This is a genomic window from Microcoleus sp. PH2017_34_RAT_O_A (assembly GCF_020737885.1).
GTDB lineage: Bacteria > Cyanobacteriota > Cyanobacteriia > Cyanobacteriales > Microcoleaceae > Microcoleus.
Genome location: NZ_JAEQDD010000073.1, coordinates 20,497 through 39,595 on the forward strand (window position 1 = coordinate 20,497; position 19,099 = coordinate 39,595).

At 46.9% G+C, this 19,099-nt stretch carries 14 protein-coding genes; 12 read left to right on the forward strand and 2 right to left on the reverse strand.

The features are described from left to right. Nucleotides 1-80: 80 nt before the first annotated feature. The 8 genes from JGK11_RS22235 (at nt 81) to JGK11_RS22270 (ending at nt 13,748) form a co-directional block, all read left to right on the forward strand. A complete protein-coding gene (locus tag JGK11_RS22235) occupies nt 81-2,318 on the forward strand; it encodes a PAS domain S-box protein (protein ID WP_293183176.1) in 2,238 nt (745 codons plus the stop codon). 149 nt (nt 2,319-2,467) lie between these two features. Further along, nucleotides 2,468-2,797, forward strand: coding sequence for a hypothetical protein (locus tag JGK11_RS22240; protein ID WP_293143313.1), 330 nt, complete (start codon nt 2,468-2,470; stop codon nt 2,795-2,797). Between the two features lie 521 nt (nt 2,798-3,318). Continuing rightward, nucleotides 3,319-4,848, forward strand: coding sequence for a photosystem II chlorophyll-binding protein CP47 (psbB, locus tag JGK11_RS22245; RefSeq protein ID WP_293183178.1), 1,530 nt, complete (start codon nt 3,319-3,321; stop codon nt 4,846-4,848). Between the two features lie 409 nt (nt 4,849-5,257). Next, on the forward strand, nt 5,258-5,353 hold the full coding sequence (locus JGK11_RS22250; protein ID WP_083622085.1) for a photosystem II reaction center protein T: 96 nt from the start codon (nt 5,258-5,260) through the stop codon (nt 5,351-5,353). Nucleotides 5,354-5,747: 394 nt separating this feature from the next. Further along, nucleotides 5,748-6,359 carry a transcriptional regulator NrdR gene (nrdR, locus tag JGK11_RS22255; RefSeq protein ID WP_293183214.1) on the forward strand — a complete coding sequence of 204 codons (612 nt, stop codon included), beginning with the start codon at nt 5,748-5,750 and terminating at the stop codon, nt 6,357-6,359. A 344-nt stretch (nt 6,360-6,703) separates the two neighbouring features. Next, complete coding sequence (locus tag JGK11_RS22260) at nt 6,704-7,891, forward strand: 30S ribosomal protein S1 (protein WP_293183180.1); 1,188 nt, start codon at nt 6,704-6,706, stop codon at nt 7,889-7,891. A gap of 635 nt (nt 7,892-8,526) precedes the next feature. Next, entirely contained in the window at nt 8,527-12,729 is a 4,203-nt protein-coding gene (locus tag JGK11_RS22265; RefSeq protein ID WP_293212920.1) for a chemotaxis protein CheB, read from the forward strand. 275 nt (nt 12,730-13,004) lie between these two features. After that, on the forward strand, nt 13,005-13,748 hold the full coding sequence (locus tag JGK11_RS22270) for an HAD family hydrolase (RefSeq protein WP_293212922.1): 744 nt from the start codon (nt 13,005-13,007) through the stop codon (nt 13,746-13,748). Nucleotides 13,749-13,878: 130 nt separating this feature from the next. On the opposite strand, the gene JGK11_RS22275 is transcribed toward JGK11_RS22270, so the two are convergent. Then, nucleotides 13,879-14,370 (reverse strand): GNAT family N-acetyltransferase, encoded by a 492-nt coding sequence (locus JGK11_RS22275; protein WP_293183186.1) that lies wholly within the window; start codon nt 14,368-14,370, stop codon nt 13,879-13,881. Between the two features lie 406 nt (nt 14,371-14,776). Beyond that, nucleotides 14,777-15,859 carry a tRNA (adenosine(37)-N6)-threonylcarbamoyltransferase complex transferase subunit TsaD gene (gene tsaD, locus JGK11_RS22280; protein WP_293183188.1) on the reverse strand — a complete coding sequence of 361 codons (1,083 nt, stop codon included), beginning with the start codon at nt 15,857-15,859 and terminating at the stop codon, nt 14,777-14,779. A 342-nt stretch (nt 15,860-16,201) separates the two neighbouring features. Here tsaD and JGK11_RS22285 point away from each other — a divergent pair, with 342 nt between their 5' ends. The 4 genes from JGK11_RS22285 to ilvN all read left to right on the forward strand — a co-directional run bounded on the left by JGK11_RS22285 (nt 16,202) and on the right by ilvN (nt 19,011). Next, nucleotides 16,202-16,690 carry a Photosystem I reaction center subunit III gene (locus tag JGK11_RS22285; RefSeq protein ID WP_293183190.1) on the forward strand — a complete coding sequence of 163 codons (489 nt, stop codon included), beginning with the start codon at nt 16,202-16,204 and terminating at the stop codon, nt 16,688-16,690. Nucleotides 16,691-16,812: 122 nt separating this feature from the next. Further along, nucleotides 16,813-16,941, forward strand: coding sequence for a photosystem I reaction center subunit IX (gene psaJ, locus JGK11_RS22290; protein ID WP_293183192.1), 129 nt, complete (start codon nt 16,813-16,815; stop codon nt 16,939-16,941). 312 nt (nt 16,942-17,253) lie between these two features. Next, nucleotides 17,254-18,066, forward strand: a complete 813-nt coding sequence (locus tag JGK11_RS22295; RefSeq protein ID WP_293183194.1) for a carbon-nitrogen hydrolase family protein — start codon at nt 17,254-17,256, stop codon at nt 18,064-18,066. Nucleotides 18,067-18,492: 426 nt separating this feature from the next. Further along, nucleotides 18,493-19,011, forward strand: coding sequence for an acetolactate synthase small subunit (gene ilvN, locus JGK11_RS22300; protein WP_293128958.1), 519 nt, complete (start codon nt 18,493-18,495; stop codon nt 19,009-19,011). Nucleotides 19,012-19,099 lie beyond the last annotated feature (88 nt).

Consider the following 19,099-nt stretch of genomic DNA (forward strand, 5'->3'; position numbering starts at 1 on the left):
TATTCTTGTATGTTGGGTTAAGACACTCCCAATCAACCTACTTTATGTGAGCCATTTCGTTGATTTTCAAACATAAAAATATGCAGACTCAGCCAAAAAGCAAAGTATTAATCGTAGACGACCAACCCGCTAATATTAACATATTATCATATTTCTTAGTGGAATACGGATTTGAGATTTTTGTAGCTACAACGGGAGAAAAAGCGCTGGATAGAGTCACAAAAATCTTGCCAGATATCATTTTGCTAGATGTGATGATGCCGGGAATAGACGGATTTGAAACCTGCCGCCGCCTGAAATCAATAGATGAAGTTAAGGACATTCCCGTAATTTTTATGACAGCTCTTTCCGAGGCTGCGGATAAAGTGAAAGGGTTGACTTTGGGTGCAGTAGACTACATCACTAAACCGCTGGAGCACGAAGAGACGATCGCCCGCATCAACGTTCACCTACAACTGCGAAACCTCACCAAACAATTAGAACAACAAAATATGCTGTTGCGATCGGAAGTGCGATCGCGCCAATTAGCCGAGTTAGCCCTGCGCTTTTCCGAAGAAAAATTTGCCAAAGCTTTTCGCAGCAGCCCCGCCGCCATGACAATCGCCACACTGGAAAAGGGATACTTAACGGAAGTCAACCAGAGCTTTTGCAACCTCACCGGCTATTTTCCCGAGGAAATCTTGGGAAAAACCGATCGCCAAATCAATTTATGGGAGAATTTGGGCGATCGCGATCGTTTCTTAGAAATCTTGCACATATCCGGCAGTATTTACAAACAAGAATTCCAGTTTCGTACCAAGTTCGACAATATCAAGTGTGTCCTCATATCCGCAGAAATCATTAGCATTGGCGACACCAACTGCATTCTAATGATGACTTACGACATTACCGAGCAAAAGCTTGCACAAGAAACCTCATACCGCCGCGAACAAGAATTCAGGGCCTTAGCGGAAAATTCCCCGGATATGATTGCCCGATTTGACAAGCAACTGCGCCACCTTTACGTCAATCCAGCAGCCGAATTAGCGACAGGAATCCCCGCCGCAGCATTCACGGGTAAAACCCATCGAGAGTTAGGAATGTCTGAGGAAGTGGTGATGCTCTCGGAAGCAGCTTTGTGCGCCGTATTCGCTAACGGCACCGAACAGTGCTTTGAGTTTAATTTTCTCACAAAATCAGGCACTAAATTTTATCAAGTTTGCATGGTTCCTGAATTTAAGCGCGATCGGATAATTGCATCTGTCTTATCTGTCAGCCGCGACATCACCGCTGTCAAACAAGCCGAACTGGAACTGCGAAAAAGCGAACTGCGGGAACGAGAAAAAGCTACTCAATTAAAATTAACATTAGACAATCTCCGACGCACCCAATCCCAACTGATTCAAACGGAAAAAATGTTAAGTCTCGGGAGAATGGTAGCAGGAGTTGCCCACGAAATTAACAATCCCAATAGTTTTATTTTGGGCAATATCAATCCAGCCCGCCACTATTTCCAAGATTTAAACAACCTCCTGGAACTTTACAAAAACAAATATCCAGAACCCGGAGCCGAAATACAACAACTCGCTGAGAGTATAGATTTAGATTTTTTGCAAAAAGATTGGTCGCGGCTAATGCAGTCAATCGAGTCTGGAGCATCGCGCATCCAACAAATTGTTGAATCGTTAAAGTTTTTCACAAAGCTCGACGAATCCGGCATCAAAGAAGTAGATATCAATCAAAATCTCGATCACACTTTACTATTCGTCCAGCACCGAGCGGGAGGTAAAGGTGTTAGCAAAAAAAGCGGAAGCAGCATTATTTCTCAAGAGATTGAAGTAATAAAAAACTACGGCAACCTGCCGGAAGTTCCCTGTTACAGCAGTCAGTTGAATCAGGTGTTTGCCAGTTTGCTAAATAATGCCATTGATGCCCTAGAAACTCAACCTTACCCCAAAATAGAGATTCATACTGAGCTGGAAACAGCAGAATGTTCGGGAGTTGGCAAAGGCAAAGCAGCAAGAGCTTACAATCAGTTGTCAGCGACAATTACTCCCGAAAATTCTCCCAGTCAATTCGCAGTGATTCGGATTGCTGACAACGGTATTGGCATGAGTGAAGCAGTGGTAAAAAAGATGTTTGACCCGTTTTTTACCACAAAACCTGTAGGGAGTGGCACGGGATTGGGTTTATCTATCAGTCACCAAATTGTTGTCGAACAACACGGCGGTCAAATTAGTTGTATTTCTGCTCCCGGTAAAGGGACAGAATTCGTTGTGAAGATTCCTTTACAACAGGTAACTTGCGATCGGGAAACTCGACACCCGGTTTCTTTGTAAGTCAGTCAGTAGGATGCCGATCGCAGGGGAAAATTCTTAAGTAGGCGATCGCCACATTATTGTACCCGCACTCGGCACCCTAACATAACTTCCTTCTTGCTTCGGCCGAATGCTATAACAAAAAAATAATTAACAAGCGCACACAGCAAATGAAATATTTCTTCTTATCCGACGGCTGGAAAGTGGGGCGCGTCTGGGGAGTTGGCGGCGAGTGGACAGCAGCCGGCTGGAGGCGCCAGCCAGACATCCAACAGCTCAAGCTCTCCCTGTTGGATCGCAACGAAAAAATGTGGCTCTACCGCGTAGAAGACGCCGTGCTCATGGTAGAAGTCAAACCCTGTGCCCCTCCCGATCCCGCAGATCCGGCAAAAAATATCGGCAGCGTCACCCTCACCAGACTGATCGATGCCGAGCAAGTCCTCGAACGCCTCGGGACGATCGCCACCCGCTGCGAAATCGAGAACCCGCAATTAATGTAAGGCCCAACATATTGCAATCGGTTCTAACACTCGATACACTTCTTTAAATAACTTTCATTTTTATGCCTCCACCCCTGTGAGGGTTTAAAACAGTAGCCGAAAAATCTAGACTTGTCTAGATTTTTCAGACTTTGACGATCGCCGAGCAATAAATCGTTATAAACTGGAAAAACGCTTGATTGGTGCGGGTTGCTAAAGCTGACTGGGCATGAAAACCACAGAAACACACTTGGCACAAATTAATCATCAAAAAATCAAATATGGAAGTCCTCTGCTAATAAGGGCAGTCTCTAACTGGGAAGATTAGGCCAACCTGAGCAATCAGGAAGCTTATAGCACTTGATCTAGGCTAAACATAGACCGCTAAGTTTGATTTACAGATTTCTGTAGGTTTTTAGAAGCGGTAGAAAGGATTCGGCACTCGTCAGAATTTACAGCCCGCAGGTAACTGCACGGCATTGAGAATCTGATTTTTCCGTCAAAATAGACATCATCACTTACACCTTGGAGAACCGCAGTCAATGGGACTACCCTGGTATCGCGTACACACAGTCGTCTTAAATGACCCAGGTCGATTGATTTCTGTACACTTAATGCACACTGCCCTCGTGGCTGGTTGGGCCGGCTCAATGGCCCTTTACGAACTAGCAGTTTTTGACCCCACAGACCCAGTTCTTAACCCGATGTGGCGTCAAGGGATGTTCGTGCTACCCTTCATGGCTCGCTTAGGAGTCACCGGTTCTTGGGGCGGTTGGAGCCTCACCGGCGAAACTAACGTCGATCCGGGCTTCTGGTCTGTTGAAGGCGTTGCTGTTGCTCACATCATCCTCTCCGGTTTGCTGTTTTTAGCAGCAGTCTGGCACTGGGTATTCTGGGATTTGGAACTCTTCAGAGATCCTCGCACCGGTGAACCAGCCCTCGACTTGCCAAAAATGTTTGGCATTCACTTGTTCCTCTCCGGCTTGCTGTGCTTCGGCTTCGGGGCATTTCACCTTTCCGGACTTTTTGGCCCGGGAATGTGGGTTTCCGACCCCTACGGCTTGACCGGTCACGTCCAACCAGTGGCGCCTGCTTGGGGCCCTGAAGGCTTCGATCCGTTCAATCCGGGTGGCATCGTCGCTCACCACATTGCAGCGGGTGTAGTCGGCGTAATTGCCGGTTTGTTCCACTTGACTGTGCGGCCGCCGGAACGTCTTTACAAAGCCCTGCGGATGGGTAACATCGAAACTGTACTTTCTAGCAGTATTGCTGCTGTGTTCTTTGCAGCTTTCGTGGTTGCGGGTACGATGTGGTACGGTTCTGCTGCTACTCCGATCGAGCTTTTCGGCCCGACTCGCTATCAGTGGGACGGCAACTATTTCCAACAAGAGATCGATCGCAGAGCTCAAGCTAGCTTGGCCGCCGGTCAAAGCTTCCAACAAGCTTACGAGCAAATTCCCGAAAAATTGGCTTTCTACGACTACGTGGGCAACTCTCCTGCTAAAGGTGGTTTGTTCCGTGCTGGCGCGATGGTCAACGGCGACGGTATTGCTAAAACTTGGTTGGGCCATGCAGTATTTACTGACAACGAAGGTCGGGTATTGTCGGTACGACGCCTCCCGAACTTCTTTGAAACTTTCCCAGTAATTTTGACGGACAAAGATGGGGTCGTTCGCGCTGACATCCCCTTCCGCCGTGCTGAATCAAAATACAGCTTTGAACAAAGCGGAGTTACTGTCAGCTTCTACGGTGGCGAACTGAACGGTCAAACTTTTAAGAATCCTTTAGATGTTAAGAAGTTTGCTCGCGCCGCCCAACAGGGTGAAGTATTTGAATTCGATCGCGAAACCTTGAATTCTGACGGTGTTTTCCGTACTTCAACTCGCGGTTGGTTTACTTTCGGACACGTTTGCTTTGCTTTGCTGTTCTTCTTCGGCCATATCTGGCACGGTTCTCGGACTATTTTCCGCGACGTGTTTGCTGGAGTTGAGGCTGACCTGGAAGAACAAGTCGAGTGGGGCTTGTTCCAAAAACTGGGCGACAAGAGCACAAGAAGAGAAGAATCTATCTAGTTTTCTGCCGCCGAAGAGTACATCGGGAAACTTCCCCGGTGCACAAAAACCCGGTTTCTTGAAGAAACCGGGTTTTTTTAGTTATTGACACTCCCCGACCTTAAGGTACGGGGATTCTTAAGACATTTCTGTCAAAATATCCCGCGCAAGCGTGGGTTCCCAGGCTGACTACATTTGCAGCCTAGCTGCGTAGTCATATCTCCTCAAAAATGTTTTGGGCGTAGACTTTCCCCCAGTCCGGGGGTAGGTTTTTACATCTTGTCTGATCTAGTTATTCTACCATATTCATTTGTTAAGATGGATTTGTTATTTTACTTAACAATGTAAAAAAGTCGTCCGATCGGGACGGGGTTTTCAACCCAATTTTCTGATAAAATAATACGGCAAGGGAAGATAGGGAAAATTTAACATGGAAAGTGTTGCTTACATTTTGATTCTGGCTTTAGCCTTAGGTGTACTATTTTTTGCGATCGCCTTTCGGGAACCACCCCGGATTGGCAAATAATTAGCTATACGCTGGCAGCCAAGGGGTGTCAACAATGGCCTCAAAACCTTTGTATCTCTTGTTTATAGCAGAGTCTCGATCCCCTAAATCCCCCTTAAGAAGGGGGACTTTGAGAGAATTTCCGCCCCCTCGATAGTCAGGGGACGAAAGATAAAACTGCTGTCCTCCCGGATAGTGGGGGGACGCAAGACACTCTTGTCCCCCCGACCTAAGGGGGGCTAGGGGGGATCGGGCCTAGCCATCAAACAGCAGTCTAGAACTAGGTTTTAGCTCAAGTTGAGACACATCCTCAGCACTGTATCCTCAGTAATTTTTCTAGTCCAGCTATTCATCAGACCCCCGGGCGGTTAGATGAATGGCAATTTGCTGGCAACACCTGTTAAAATCAGCAATCATGCGCTGTTCCTCCTGCCAACACACAAATAGCCGCGTTCTCGAATCGCGTTCAGCCGAATCTGGTCAAAGCATCCGTCGGCGGCGCGAATGTTTGAGCTGTCAGCACCGCTTCACAACTTACGAACGCATAGAATTTGTGCCGATTACGGTGATTAAGCGGGACGGGAAGCGCGAATCTTTCGATCGGTCAAAATTAGTCAGAGGACTGGTTCGGGCCTGCGAAAAAACAGGTTTGTCTTCGGGACAGCTCGAAACCCTCGCAGAAGAAATCGAAGCCCAACTGCAAGGTCGATCGCTCCGGGAAGTCACGAGTTCTAACATTGGAGAATTAGTATTATTACATTTGCGGCCACTCAGCGAAGTCGCTTATGTCCGTTTCGCCTCTGTATATCGGCAATTTCGGGGCATTCGAGATTTTGTCGATACCCTGAATCACCTTCAGAGTCCCCTTGACGCAGCTTTGTGCCCAGAAACTGGGCCAGAAAATGAATCGGATTTGTCGGAACCGGATGAGTCGTGCGATCGAGCAAACCAGGAATCCTGCGTTATGTCAATTCCGGTTGCACCCTCAGTTGACTCAGGACACGGCAATGCCGTATCCCTACCCTAAAATAATCCATCGGGTAGGGACACGGCACTGCCGTGTCCGGATGCTTCTCAGGCAACTCAGGACACGGCAATGCCGTATCCCTACCCTAAATTAATTTAAAAGCAGTATGCCGATAAGGTATAATAATCCACTGGACTCTGAATGTTAAAAATCAAACGCTTTAACACAGAGTTGGAATTAAGAGCAATGGCAAGCGCCGGTGTACGGTTGCACCGGGCAAAAGTTGGCAAAAACTGACTTTCGTAAAAGATTTTGCAAGAAGTTAACCACTTTTTCAGCAAAATCTCTAGTATCTGCCTGCAAACGAAAAACATGAAGGAGAGAAATCCTAGGAAACTATTCGCATGGTCAATACCAAAACCACAGTCAAAGACATCGGCTTTACTCACGAAGATTTTGCGGCCTTACTTGATAAATATGACTATCACTTTAGCCCCGGCGATGTAGTAGCGGGTACAGTTTTTAGTATAGAACCGAGGGGCGCTCTGATTGATATCGGTGCTAAAACAGCAGCGTACATTCCCATTCAGGAAATGTCGATCAATCGAGTCGAAAGCCCTGAAGAGGTATTGCAATCAAACGAAACCAGAGAATTTTTCATCCTCACCGATGAAAATGAAGACGGACAATTAACCCTGTCCATTCGACGCATTGAGTATATGCGCGCCTGGGAAAGAGTGCGACAACTGCAAGCAGAAGACGCTACAGTTCGATCGCAAGTATTTGCCACTAACCGTGGCGGCGCACTGGTGAGAATAGAAGGGTTGCGAGGCTTCATTCCCGGTTCTCACATCAGCACCCGCAAACCGAAGGAAGAATTAGTCGCCGAAGAATTACCCTTGAAATTCTTAGAGGTAGACGAAGACCGCAACCGCCTAGTATTAAGTCATCGTCGCGCCTTAGTTGAGCGCAAGATGAACCGCCTCGAAGTCGGGGAAGTGGTCATCGGTACAGTACGCGGTATCAAGCCCTACGGTGCTTTTATCGACATCGGCGGCGTCAGCGGCTTGCTACACATCTCGGAAATTTCGCACGATCACATCGATACGCCTCATAGCGTGTTTAATGTCAACGACGAAGTGAAGGTGATGATCATTGACTTGGATGCCGAAAGAGGCCGGATTTCTCTCTCCACCAAACAGTTGGAACCGGAACCGGGCGCGATGGTCAAAAATCGTGAATTGGTATACGAGAAAGCTGAGGAAATGGCTGCTAAGTTCCGTGAAAAAATGCTGGCCCAAAAGCAAGCTAAAGCTGGGATAGAAGTTCCTGCTGATTCAACTGATGCCGATGAACTCTCCGATGAAATACTCGAAGATGTGCCCTCAGCAATGGAAGAAGATTTGCCGGAAGAAACAACCGCAGCAGTCACGGAAGCTACACCCGAAGTAGTCACGGAAGCTACACCCGAACCAGTCACGGAAGCTACATCCGAACCAGTTACGGAAGCTACATCCGAACCAGTTACGGAAGCTACACCCGAAGCAACATTAGAGGTATCCTCAGAAATACCTCCGGTGACAGTCGAATAATATCGGCATCACCAAGAAATTGGGTTTGAAGCCCCGTCCTTCCAGGACGGCTTTGTGCCAGAATGTAGGTGGTTGAAATCCCCGCCGTATAGTGCAGCGATATATACTCATCAGAGTTGAAACCGGGACTGCTCAAGAAATAGGGAAAGACTGAAGGGCAATGGTTATAATCCAACCTGGAAGCAAAACAAAAGTATTGTTAGTTAAAACAAAACGATACATATAGTCGGGATAGGGCATTGCCACGACTCTAAACGGACATGGAGGAAGAGTAAGACAACCGGGCGTTGCATCATCCGATGAAGTGTCAAGAATCCCCGCTCGTTTACGACGGGGAGTATGTCAATGTTATTAATTAAGGAGGGTATACCCTCTTTTTTTTTAAGTAAATTTTTACAAAGAAAGAATATGAGTCAATCGATCTTCTGTTAACAAAGAGATTGAGAAAATTTGTAGGGGTAGTGGACGGTGCGTGCCTACCCTCCTCTCCTCATCCACTATTTTGTAGGTGTTTCAGGGATGGGGCGGGCACGGGGGCACCGCCCCTACAGGAATAGGGCGGGCACGGGGGCACCGCCCCTACAGAAAATTAAACAGCCCTGATTGACAAATACGGGGTTTTTCAGGAGATTTCTATGAGCACCTCCGAGACAAATATACCCGAATCGATCGCACCATCGGCGATCGACGAGGCAGAGCAAAACACAGTAGAAGCCCCGTTTCCCATCGTTGGGATTGTCGCCTCAGCCGGAGGGCTAGAAGCATTCACAGAGTTTCTGGGCCACTTACCTGCCGATACGGGCATGGCATTTGTGCTAATTCAGCACCTCGATCCCAATTACAAAAGCCTGTTAAGCGAAATCCTCGCCACAAAGACAGAAATGCCTGTTAGTCAGGTGGAAGACGGCACGACTGTAGAGCCAAATCAAGTATATATAATTCCGCCTAACACTAAGATGACTCTCGTGGAAGGGGTGCTGAAACTTACACCCCGCGAGAAAGTTTATGGAAAATATATGCCGGGAGATGCGTTTCTGGTGTCCTTGGCTGTCGATCGCGGACACAAGGCGATCGCCATAATATTATCCGGGGGAGACGGAGACGGTTCGCTGGGAATCAAGGCAATCAAAGCAGCCGGTGGCTTGACATTTGCTCAATGCGAAGCCTCGGCAAAATTCGATAGTATGCCGAATACCGCAGTTGCCACAGGTGATGTAGACTTCGTTCTGCCCCCTCAACAAATTGCTCAGGAATTGGCAAATCTCAGTGGCAATCCCTGGATTTCTTGCCCGATATCGACGATCGCGGTTGCAGTATCACCCGAACAAAGTGATGTCCGGGCAACTATTTTGGGACTGTTGCGATCGACCACAGGCGTTGATTTCACCCACTACAAAGTCGCTACAGTCGATCGACGCATCCAGCGACGGATGCTGTTATACAAGCTGGAACGATTGGCAGATTACGCCCAATATCTTCGAGACTATCCGGCTGAAGTCCATGCTCTGTATCAAGAAATCCTGATCCACGTCACCAGTTTTTTTCGCGATCCAGAAGCCTTTGAACAGTTAAAAGAGCTGGTTTTTCCCACGATTACCCAAAATAAATCGGCAGAAATTCCCATCCGGATTTGGGTGGCGGGATGTTCCACTGGAGAAGAAGTTTACTCGATCGCGATTTGTTTGTTAGAGTTTTTGAGCGATCGAGCTCCCCTACCACAGATCCAGATTTTTGCCACAGATATTAGCGAAGCGGCGATTAGCAAAGCAAGGTCTGGCTTCTACTTAGAAAACCAAATGATCGACGTTTCAGCAGAGCGCCGGGCTCGCTTCTTTCTGGTGGAAGGAGGAGGCTATAAAATCAACAAAACAGTCCGCGAGCTGTGTATATTTGCCAGACAAAACTTAGGCAGCGACCCGCCTTTTTCCAATCTCGATCTAATTAGCTGTCGCAATGTGCTGATTTACTTAGCAGAGCCGTTGCAAAAACGAGTGATTCCGATTTTTCATTACAGTCTTAACCCGACTGGCTTTCTCCTATTAGGCACTTCTGAGAGTATCGGAAAATTCTCATCCTTATTTGATTCAGTACACACAAAGTGCAAAATCTATGCTAAAAAATTGACTGAAAATAGTCCGATATTTTCGTTTTCGACGAGTTCTTATCCCGTCGCTAAAGTAGATGAATCTGAGCAAATGAATGAAAACGATCCAGATTCATTTGACTTACAGCGATACACAGACCAACTGATTTTGAATCGCTATGCCCCAGCAGGTGTGGTTGTCAACGAACAGATGAACATTCTGCAAGTGCGGGGAGACACCAATGCTTACTTGAGACTGACACCAGGGATTCCCAGCTTAAACTTGCTGACAATGGCAAGGAAAGGCTTGCTGATCGAGCTTCGCACTGCAATTTATCAGGCACTGATGCAGAACGTAATTGTCAGAAAAGAAGGGATCGGGGTGGAAACGGGCGATCGATCGAGTCTCGTCAATCTTGAGGTGATTCCGTTCCAGCCTGCGACAGTCGAATCACGCTACTTGTTGATTCTATTTGAAGAAGCTTTACCCACTGCGATTAACCTCAATAACGTCAATTCTGAGAGTTTGGAGCCTGGTGATTTAGAGGCTGAGATTGTGCGGCTGAGGCAGACGCTTGTCACCGCTAACGAAGAAAAACTTGCGGCTCAAGCGCATCTGCAAGCGGTAATTCATGAGCAGGAAAATCTCAACCAAGATATCAAAGTTGCCAACGAAGAAATCCTATCGAGCAACGAGGAGTTGCAAAGCACCAACGAGGAACTAGAAACTGCCAAAGAAGAGATTCAAGCTACCAACGAGGAACTGATCACCACTAATGAGGAACTTCGCAGTCGAAATATTGAACAACACCAGGTCAATAATGACTTAATAAATTTGCTTGGTAGTATCAATATCCCGATTTTAATCCTGACAAATGATTTACAGATTCGACGCTTTACGCCAATGGCAAAGCAACTTTTTAATCTGATTACTACAGATATTGGACGACCTTTTAGCGATATTCGTTCCTCTCTTGATGTTCCTAATTTGGAAGCAATGATTTTGGAGGTGATTGATACTCTCCAGACGAAAGAACAAGAAGTCCAAACTCTAGCGGGATATTGGTACAACCTCCGCATTCGTCCTTATCGCACGACGGAAAACCTGATTGACGGTGTGGTAATGGTTTGGATCGATATTGATGCTCTGAAACGTAGTGCCAAAACCTTAGAGTTGGCCCGAAATTATGCTGAAACGATCGTCGAAACTGTTCAAATACCTTTAGTCGTGCTGGATGCTAATTTACAAGTGAACACTGCCAATCGATGTTTCTATGAAACATTTCAGGTTTCATCCCCAGAAACAGCGGAATTTTCGCTGTTTGAATTGGGAAATGGGCAATGGAATATCCCGAAACTGCGATCGATCTTGGAAGATATTCTGGTGAGTGATGTTCAGCTTCAAAACTTTGAGTTAGATCACGTATTTGAGCAGATTGGCCAGAAAACTATGCTGCTGAATGCTTGTAAACTGCAACGCGAAGACCAAGGTTTAATGATTTTGTTGTCGATCGAGGATATCACCGATCGCAGACAGTTTGAGATAGAGCGATCGCAGCTATTGATGCAGGAGAAGTCAGCCCGTCAACAAGCAGAAACCAGCAACCGTGCTAAAGATGAATTTCTGGCAAATCTCTCCCACGAACTCCGTAACCCCCTAACTCCGATCCTGGGATGGGCAAAATTGCTGCGCTCTGGCAAGCTGAATGAAGCAACGGCTAGTCGCGCCCTAGAGGTGATTGAGCGGAGTGCGATCGCCCAAAATCAGTTAATTGAAGATATTCTGGATATTTCCCGGATTACGAGCGGTAAGCTTCATCTCGATATTAGTCCGATCGATCTGGTGGTGGTGGCGCAAAATGCGATCGACGGGGTTCAATTATCAGCGGATGCCAAAAACATCCAAATGGTTGCTCAGTTGAGTTCTGCGACGGTTTTAGGCGATGCTGACAGGTTGCAACAAGTCCTATGGAATCTGCTATCTAACTCGATTAAGTTTACCCCATCGGGTGGACGAGTGGAAATTGTCTTAGAGGCGATCGACAGTCATGCTCAAATTCGAGTCACCGACACCGGAAAAGGCATTCTGGCAGAATTTTTGCCCTATATATTCGATCGTTTCCATCAAGGAGATTCCAGCACTACCAAGGCTAATCAAGGGCTAGGATTAGGTTTGTCGATCGTGCGTCATCTAGTAGAGTTGCATGGGGGAACAGTGCGGGCGGATAGTCCGGGTGAAGGACAAGGAACTACGATAATTTTGAGGTTGCCGCTAGTTTTAATAGCCCAAGAATCAATACAACCTAGTAATTTGCAGCCAACTGTATTTACACTACCCCTAAACACATTGAAAGATAGTAACCGCTGCCTTGAAGGCTTGCAAATCTTAAGCGTAGATGATGATGCCGATACCCGTGAGTTATTGAAATTTGTGCTAGAAGACTACGGCGCCGAGGTGCTGACGGTGGGATCTGCAAAAGAGGCGATCGCGGCTTTGAAGGAAAACCTTGACAAATATGACGTGCTGATATCTGATATTGGAATGCCAGAAGAAGATGGATATTCTTTGATGGAACAAGTGCGATCTCTTGATGCCGAAGCTGGTGGAAATATTCCAGCCATTGCGCTTACTGCTTATGCTAGCGATGGAGAACGGCAAAAGGCGATCGATGCAGGTTTCAACAAGCATATTGCTAAGCCTGTGAAGCCTGTTCAACTCGCATTAATCATTGCGGAGCTAGCGGGAATATCTTAAATAATCTTGGACATAAGAGTCGGCGGTTGAAACCGCGTCTATACAAACAAAACCCTTCTAGTGCGGGTTGAAGAATGCCGGTTAAAATTACCTTGTTTTCTTCAGTCCGCGGAGGCGGACATCGTTTGTGTAGACGCGGTTTCAACCGCCGTCTAATCTCAGACATCGTTGATATAGACGCGGTTGCAACCGTACGTCCGATCTAAAAACAATTGCCAAAAATAGCACAATATGAGACAATACAATAAAATATAGAAATTAAGGAGTTTTGATTCTTGGTAACTATTAAATGTCGAGGCATTAGCTTCTCTAATATTCAAGCCGTAATCTTTGACAAAGATGGTACTCTAGAGGATTCTCAAGAATTTTTGAGACATTTAGGGATGAAGCGATCGCGCCTCGTAGATGCTCAAATCCCAGGCGTTGGAGAGCCATTACAAATGGCTTTCGGCATCGAAGTTGGTAAAATCGACCCCACGGGCTTGCTAGCAGTCGGTAGCCGCCGGGAAAACGAAATTGTGGCGGCAGGATACATCGCGGAAACTGGCAGAGGATGGATAGAATCTTTAACTATTGCTCAACGCGCTTTTGATGAAGCCGACCAAATGTTAAAAAATAGTCCACCTTCTCCTTTGTTTGTTGGCAGTTTGGAAGTATTAAAATCTCTGTCTGAAGCTGGCTTGAAACTAGGAATTCTTTCGGCTGCGACAACAAAAGCGGTAGAAAAACTTGTGAAAGCTCACCAATTAAGCGAATATATTCAGTTAGAAATGGGTGTAGATTCTGTACATCTGAATAAACCCGATCCGAAACTATTTTTGTTAGCTTGTGAAAGACTGGGAGTAGATCCCGCAGAAACTTTGATGGTGGGAGATTCGGCGGGTGATATTCAGATGGGGAAAGATGCTGGCGCGGCTGGCTGCATCGGGATTTGTTGGGGGAATGCCCTGGTTAGTCATTTGGAAAAGGCTGATGTGGCGATCGCATCTTTGGATGAAATTACAATTTTAGCAGATTGAGCAAACATTCAGATCAATGGAGACGGAGGAGACGGCAGTGCCGTGTCCCTACCGCGATCAATTGTAGGGACACGGCACTGCCGTCTCCTCGCTTGTCACCTGACGGCGCAGCCGGAATTGATATCAGTCCCTACAAACAACGCAAACCCAAAATTATCACATCTCTTTCAACGCCATCAAGTTCGGCGACTTGCGGCATATATCCCCACTGCTGAAACCCAAATTTCTGGAACAACGTTAGACTCGGCTGATTGTGAGCAAAAATTATTGCCATCAGGGTTTTAAGTCTCAATTCTGGACTCCGCGCAATTGCCGATTGCAATAATTTTTGTCCAATTCCGCAGCTTTGGCGATCGGGCGCGACGTAGATGCTAATTTCTGCGGTATGCTGATAGGCGGCGCGTCCGTAGAAAAGCTGAAAACTCAGCCAGCCGACGATTTTTTTTTCTGATTCCATTACCCAAATCGGCAAAGAATAGGGCGAGTGTTCTCTGTACCATGCGAGGCGGCTTTCGACTGAGACTGGTTTTAAATCTGCTGTGGCCATTCTCCCCGGTATTGCTGCATTGTATATTTGGACAATTGCGGATAAATCGCTTTCTACTGCGTCGCGGATTTTCATGATTTAAGAAAGAGTTGACAGTTGACAGTTGAGAGTCGTAGGGTGTGTCGCCCTCAAACATTCCCAAACAAATATCGACAATCTTATGGCGACGCACTTGGTACAATTTATCTCTTGCAAAAATACAAAGCACTCCGCCCCAACCCTCCCCTTGAATCAGGGGAGGGGGTAAGATTATTCTTGTTTCCCCCCTTGATAAGGGGGGACTAAGGGGGGTAAATTTGACTTTTGCAAGAGTTCTAATTTATAAAAAATTTTGCTACCATAAATTTTCGAGTTTGTTGCATCAAATATGGTATAAGGTTCGTCGCTACAAGATTTGCGATCGACTTTTAGGCATTTTTGAGGGCGACACACCCTACAAATACTTCCTTTGTACAGACGCGGTTTCAACTGTACGTCGGATCTAAGCATCAACATTCAGATTGTACAGTTCCATGATATCGCTAACAGCCATCCGCGAATTGGCTCCCAATGTTAGCGGTGATGTGTGTCCTCGCTGAAAGTGTTCTGCCGCCGCACAGCCGATCATTGCTGCGTTGTCCGTGCAATATTTTAATGGGGGAAACAATACTCGCAAGTTGTGCTTAACTGCGGCTGCTTGTAAATGTTTTCGGAGTCCGCTGTTGGCTGCGACTCCGCCGCCGACTACTATGGTAGTGAGTCCGAAATTTAGCGCACAGTCGATCGCTCTTTTGGTTAAACCCTTCGCTACTGTTTCTTGAAAACTCGCCGCAATATCATTAATTGTAGAGGCAGCCAAGACGCCTTCGCCACCAGCATTAATATCTAGTTTTTTGAGTTTCTGCACTAACTGCAAAACTGCCGTTTTCAACCCGCTAAAACTGCTGTCGTAGGGATGATATCCGCCACCAGGTAGGGAAATTCTGCCTTCAGGTAGGGGGTATGCTTGGGGATTTCCCAGGGCGGCCAATTTGTCCATCAGCGGCCCGCCGGGATATCCTAGCTGCAACAGTCTGGCGACTTTATCAAAAGCTTCGCCCGCCGCATCGTCGCGCGTTTGTCCGACTGTTTCGTAAACGCCGCAATCTTTAACATAAATTAAACTGGTGTGTCCCCCGGAAACTAACAAGCACAAAAACGGCGGCTGCAAGTCTGGTTCGATGAGGTAAGAAGCGTAGATGTGCCCTTCGAGGTGGTGGACGCCTAAAAAAGGTTTTTGGTGGACTATTGCCAAGCTTTTCGCCGCTGTCAGCCCGACTAACAATGCACCTACTAAACCGGGGGCACAAGTCGCTGCAATGCCGTCAATTTCTGACCAACTCAGGTTGGCTTCACTCAGACACTGGGCAATTACCTGATTTAGCATTTCTAGGTGACTCCGCGAAGCCACTTCCGGGACTACCCCACCGTACTGCTCGTGGATTTTAATTTGTGATGCTACAACATTGCTGCAAACTTGACGATTCTTAACAATTGCTGCTGCTGTTTCGTCACAACTTGTTTCGATCGCGAAAATGGTTGCCATTAACTGGTAATTTTATTTGATAGGTTAGCTATTGCTAGCTTAACGAATTCGGCGCAAGTCCCCCGGCTCGATCTGTTCTCAGGTTATTGCTTGCGGATATTTGCCAGCCGTTGGAGTGGGTCGGAGGCGATCGAATTATAATGCAAGCTGTGGAATATCCTAGCGGTATTACTAAGCTCTCGCACTGACCTATGAAACCCGAATCCCTCATTCTTTTGGGCTTTGCCGCCTCTATGATGGAGACTTTACACCCTCAGCAAGTGCGGTAATCTGGATTCGCGATCGGCAAGTTGAAATGCTTGTACAAAAACTTATTGTTTTGTAACAAAAGGAAACAATTTCATGCGACGATTGTTTGCTGCAATTTTAGTGGTTAGTCTGTGGATCAGTTTTGTTCCAGTTGCTTCGGCTTACAATTTAGTGCCGTGCAAGGACTCTCCCGAATTCAAGGAACTGGCTAAAAATGCACGTTCTACCAATGGCGATCCGGCATCTGCCAAGGCAAGATTCGAGATGTATTCTCAAGCTATGTGCGGCCCGGAAGGATACCCGCACTTAATCGTAGACGGCAGCTTGGACAAGGCTGGCGACTTTTTGATTCCTAGCGTGCTGTTCTTGTATATTGCTGGTTGGATTGGTTGGGTAGGCCGCGCTTATCTGCAAATTGCCAAAAAATCTGCAACTCCAGAGGAAAAAGAGATTATTATCGACGTTCCTGTGGCAATCTCCTGTATGCTGACTGGCTTTTTGTGGCCTCTGGCAGCACTCAAAGAAATCACCACTGGTGAAATGTTTGCCAAGGACGACGAAATTACTGTTTCCCCCCGCTAAAATAGGGAAATGGAGCCAAGGCTAATAGCTAACAGTTAATCGATTAACTGCAAGTTAGCAATTAGTGTCTTACCGAGCGATCGGCAATTACCAACTGTCTCGAATTTTCAGGAGCAGAATTCATGCAATATTTTCTCAAGTTTCTTTCAAGCGCACCAGTATTGGCAGCACTTTGGTTCTCTATTCAAGCTGCGGGTTTGATTGAATTTAACCGCTTTTTCCCTGACTTGCTTTTCCATCCGATGCCTTAAGATTTGACCGGAATTAGGTCTCAAAAATTAGGGCAAAAAAGTTGAGAGTTTTGAGTTTTGAGTGATGAGTTAAAGGTTAATTTAAAGCTCAAACATCAAAACTCTCAAACTCTATAGACTTTCTCAGTAACATGAAGTGGGCATAGGGCATGGGGCATAGGGCATGGGGCATGGGGCATAGGGTATGGGGCATGGGGCATGGGGCATGGGGCATAGCTACTAAGAACCAAGAACCAAGAACCAAGAACCAATAACAACTAACAACTAACAACTGACAACTGACAACTGACTAATGACTAATATTGTGAATCGATGAAGTCTTATCTCGCCGCAGCAATTCAAATGACTAGCTTGCCTGACCTGCAAAAAAATTTGGTGCAGGCAGAGGAATTAATCGACCTGGCAGTGCGTCGGGGTGCGGAGTTAGTTTCCTTACCAGAAAATTTCTCGTTTATGGGAGAAGAGGAGGAGAAGATTGCTCAAGCAGAGGCGATCGGACTCCAAAGCGAAAAATTCCTCAAAACCATGGCCCAGCGGTTCCAGGTGACGATTCTGGGCGGCGGATTTCCCGTGCCGACGGATGGGGGGAAGGTATACAATACTTGCTTGCTAGTAGACCCAAACGGTAGCGAAGTGGCAAGGTACAAAAAAGTACATTTGTTTGATGTGAATGTGCCAGACGGGATTACTTACAGGGAATCAAACACGGTGAAAGCTGGTGAAGATTTGCCGCCGGTTTATGTGTCGCCGGAGTTGGGGACGCTGGGACTTTCGGTGTGCTATGACGTGCGGTTCCCGGAAGTTTACAGGCATTTGTCGCACAAGGGTGCTGATGTTTTGTTCGTGCCGGCGGCGTTTACTGCTTACACTGGCAAGGATCATTGGAAGGTTTTGTTGCAAGCGAGGGCGATCGAGAATACTTGTTATACGATCGCCCCGGCGCAGACTGGACACCACTACGGCCGCCGTCAAACTCACGGTCACGCGATGATTGTAGACCCTTGGGGTGCGGTTTTGGCGGATGCCGGAGAGGAACCGGGTGTGGCGATCGCAGAGATTAATCCCGATCGGCTAGAACAAGTCCGCCGCCAAATGCCATCGCTGCAACACCGGGTTTTTATGTAAGTTATGGTGGCTTGGTACTTCGCAGTTTTGTCACCAATTGGTGTCAAAATTGCAGTTTTCGCCAGCCACCAGACTTGAAAAGTTTTTTCTGCCATCGAGTAATTGTGTACGTTCGTACACAAAAAACTTGGATCGGGTGCCGTCAGCACCGGGTTGGGGCGGGTTTAAGGTTGAGATCGAGCCGATCCCCCCTAACCCCCCTTAAGAAGGGGGGGACAGGAGTGCTATCAAAGTCCCCCTTGTTAAGGGGGATTTAGGGGGATCGAGACTGCGGTAAAAGCGAAATTTATCAAGAGCTTTTTTCTCGGACATGAAGGGCCAATAACTCGGGATAAAATGTCTAAGGCAGGTTCAATGGGCGTGCACTTCTGCTAAAAGGCGAATGGGCGACAGTAGAATTGCACAAAATGCGTCTTTTTTGGAGAAATGAAACACACTCTTTCGGTTTTAGTTGAAGATGAAGCGGGTGTCCTCACTCGAATTGCTGGTTTATTTGCCCGTCGGGGTTTTAATATTGAAAGTCTGGCAGTTGGCCCAGCAGAGCAAGTGGGAGTGTCTCGGATTACGATGGTTGTACCGGGAGATGACCAGATTATCGAGCAGTTGACCAAGCAACTGTACAAGTTGATTAATGTGCTTAAAGTTCAGGATATAACGGAAATTCCCTGTGTGGAACGGGAGTTGATGTTGCTGAAAGTTAATGCTGCTAGCGGGACGCGATCGGAGATCATTGAGTTAGCTCAGATTTTTAGAGCGCGAGTGGTGGATATTGGTGATGATACGCTGACTTTGGAAGTTGTCGGAGATCCGGGTAAGATGGTGGCGATCGTCCAGGTTCTAAATAGATTTGGGATTAAGGAAATTGCTCGTACTGGAAAAATTGCTATGACTCGGGAGTCGGGCGTAAATACGGAGTTTCTCAAGTCTTTGGAAGCGAAAGTTTAAAGAAGAAGGAAGAAGGAAGAAGGAAGAAGGAAGAAGGAAGAAGGAAAAAGTCAACCCCCATGCCCCCCTGACAGGTGTAGGTTTTCCC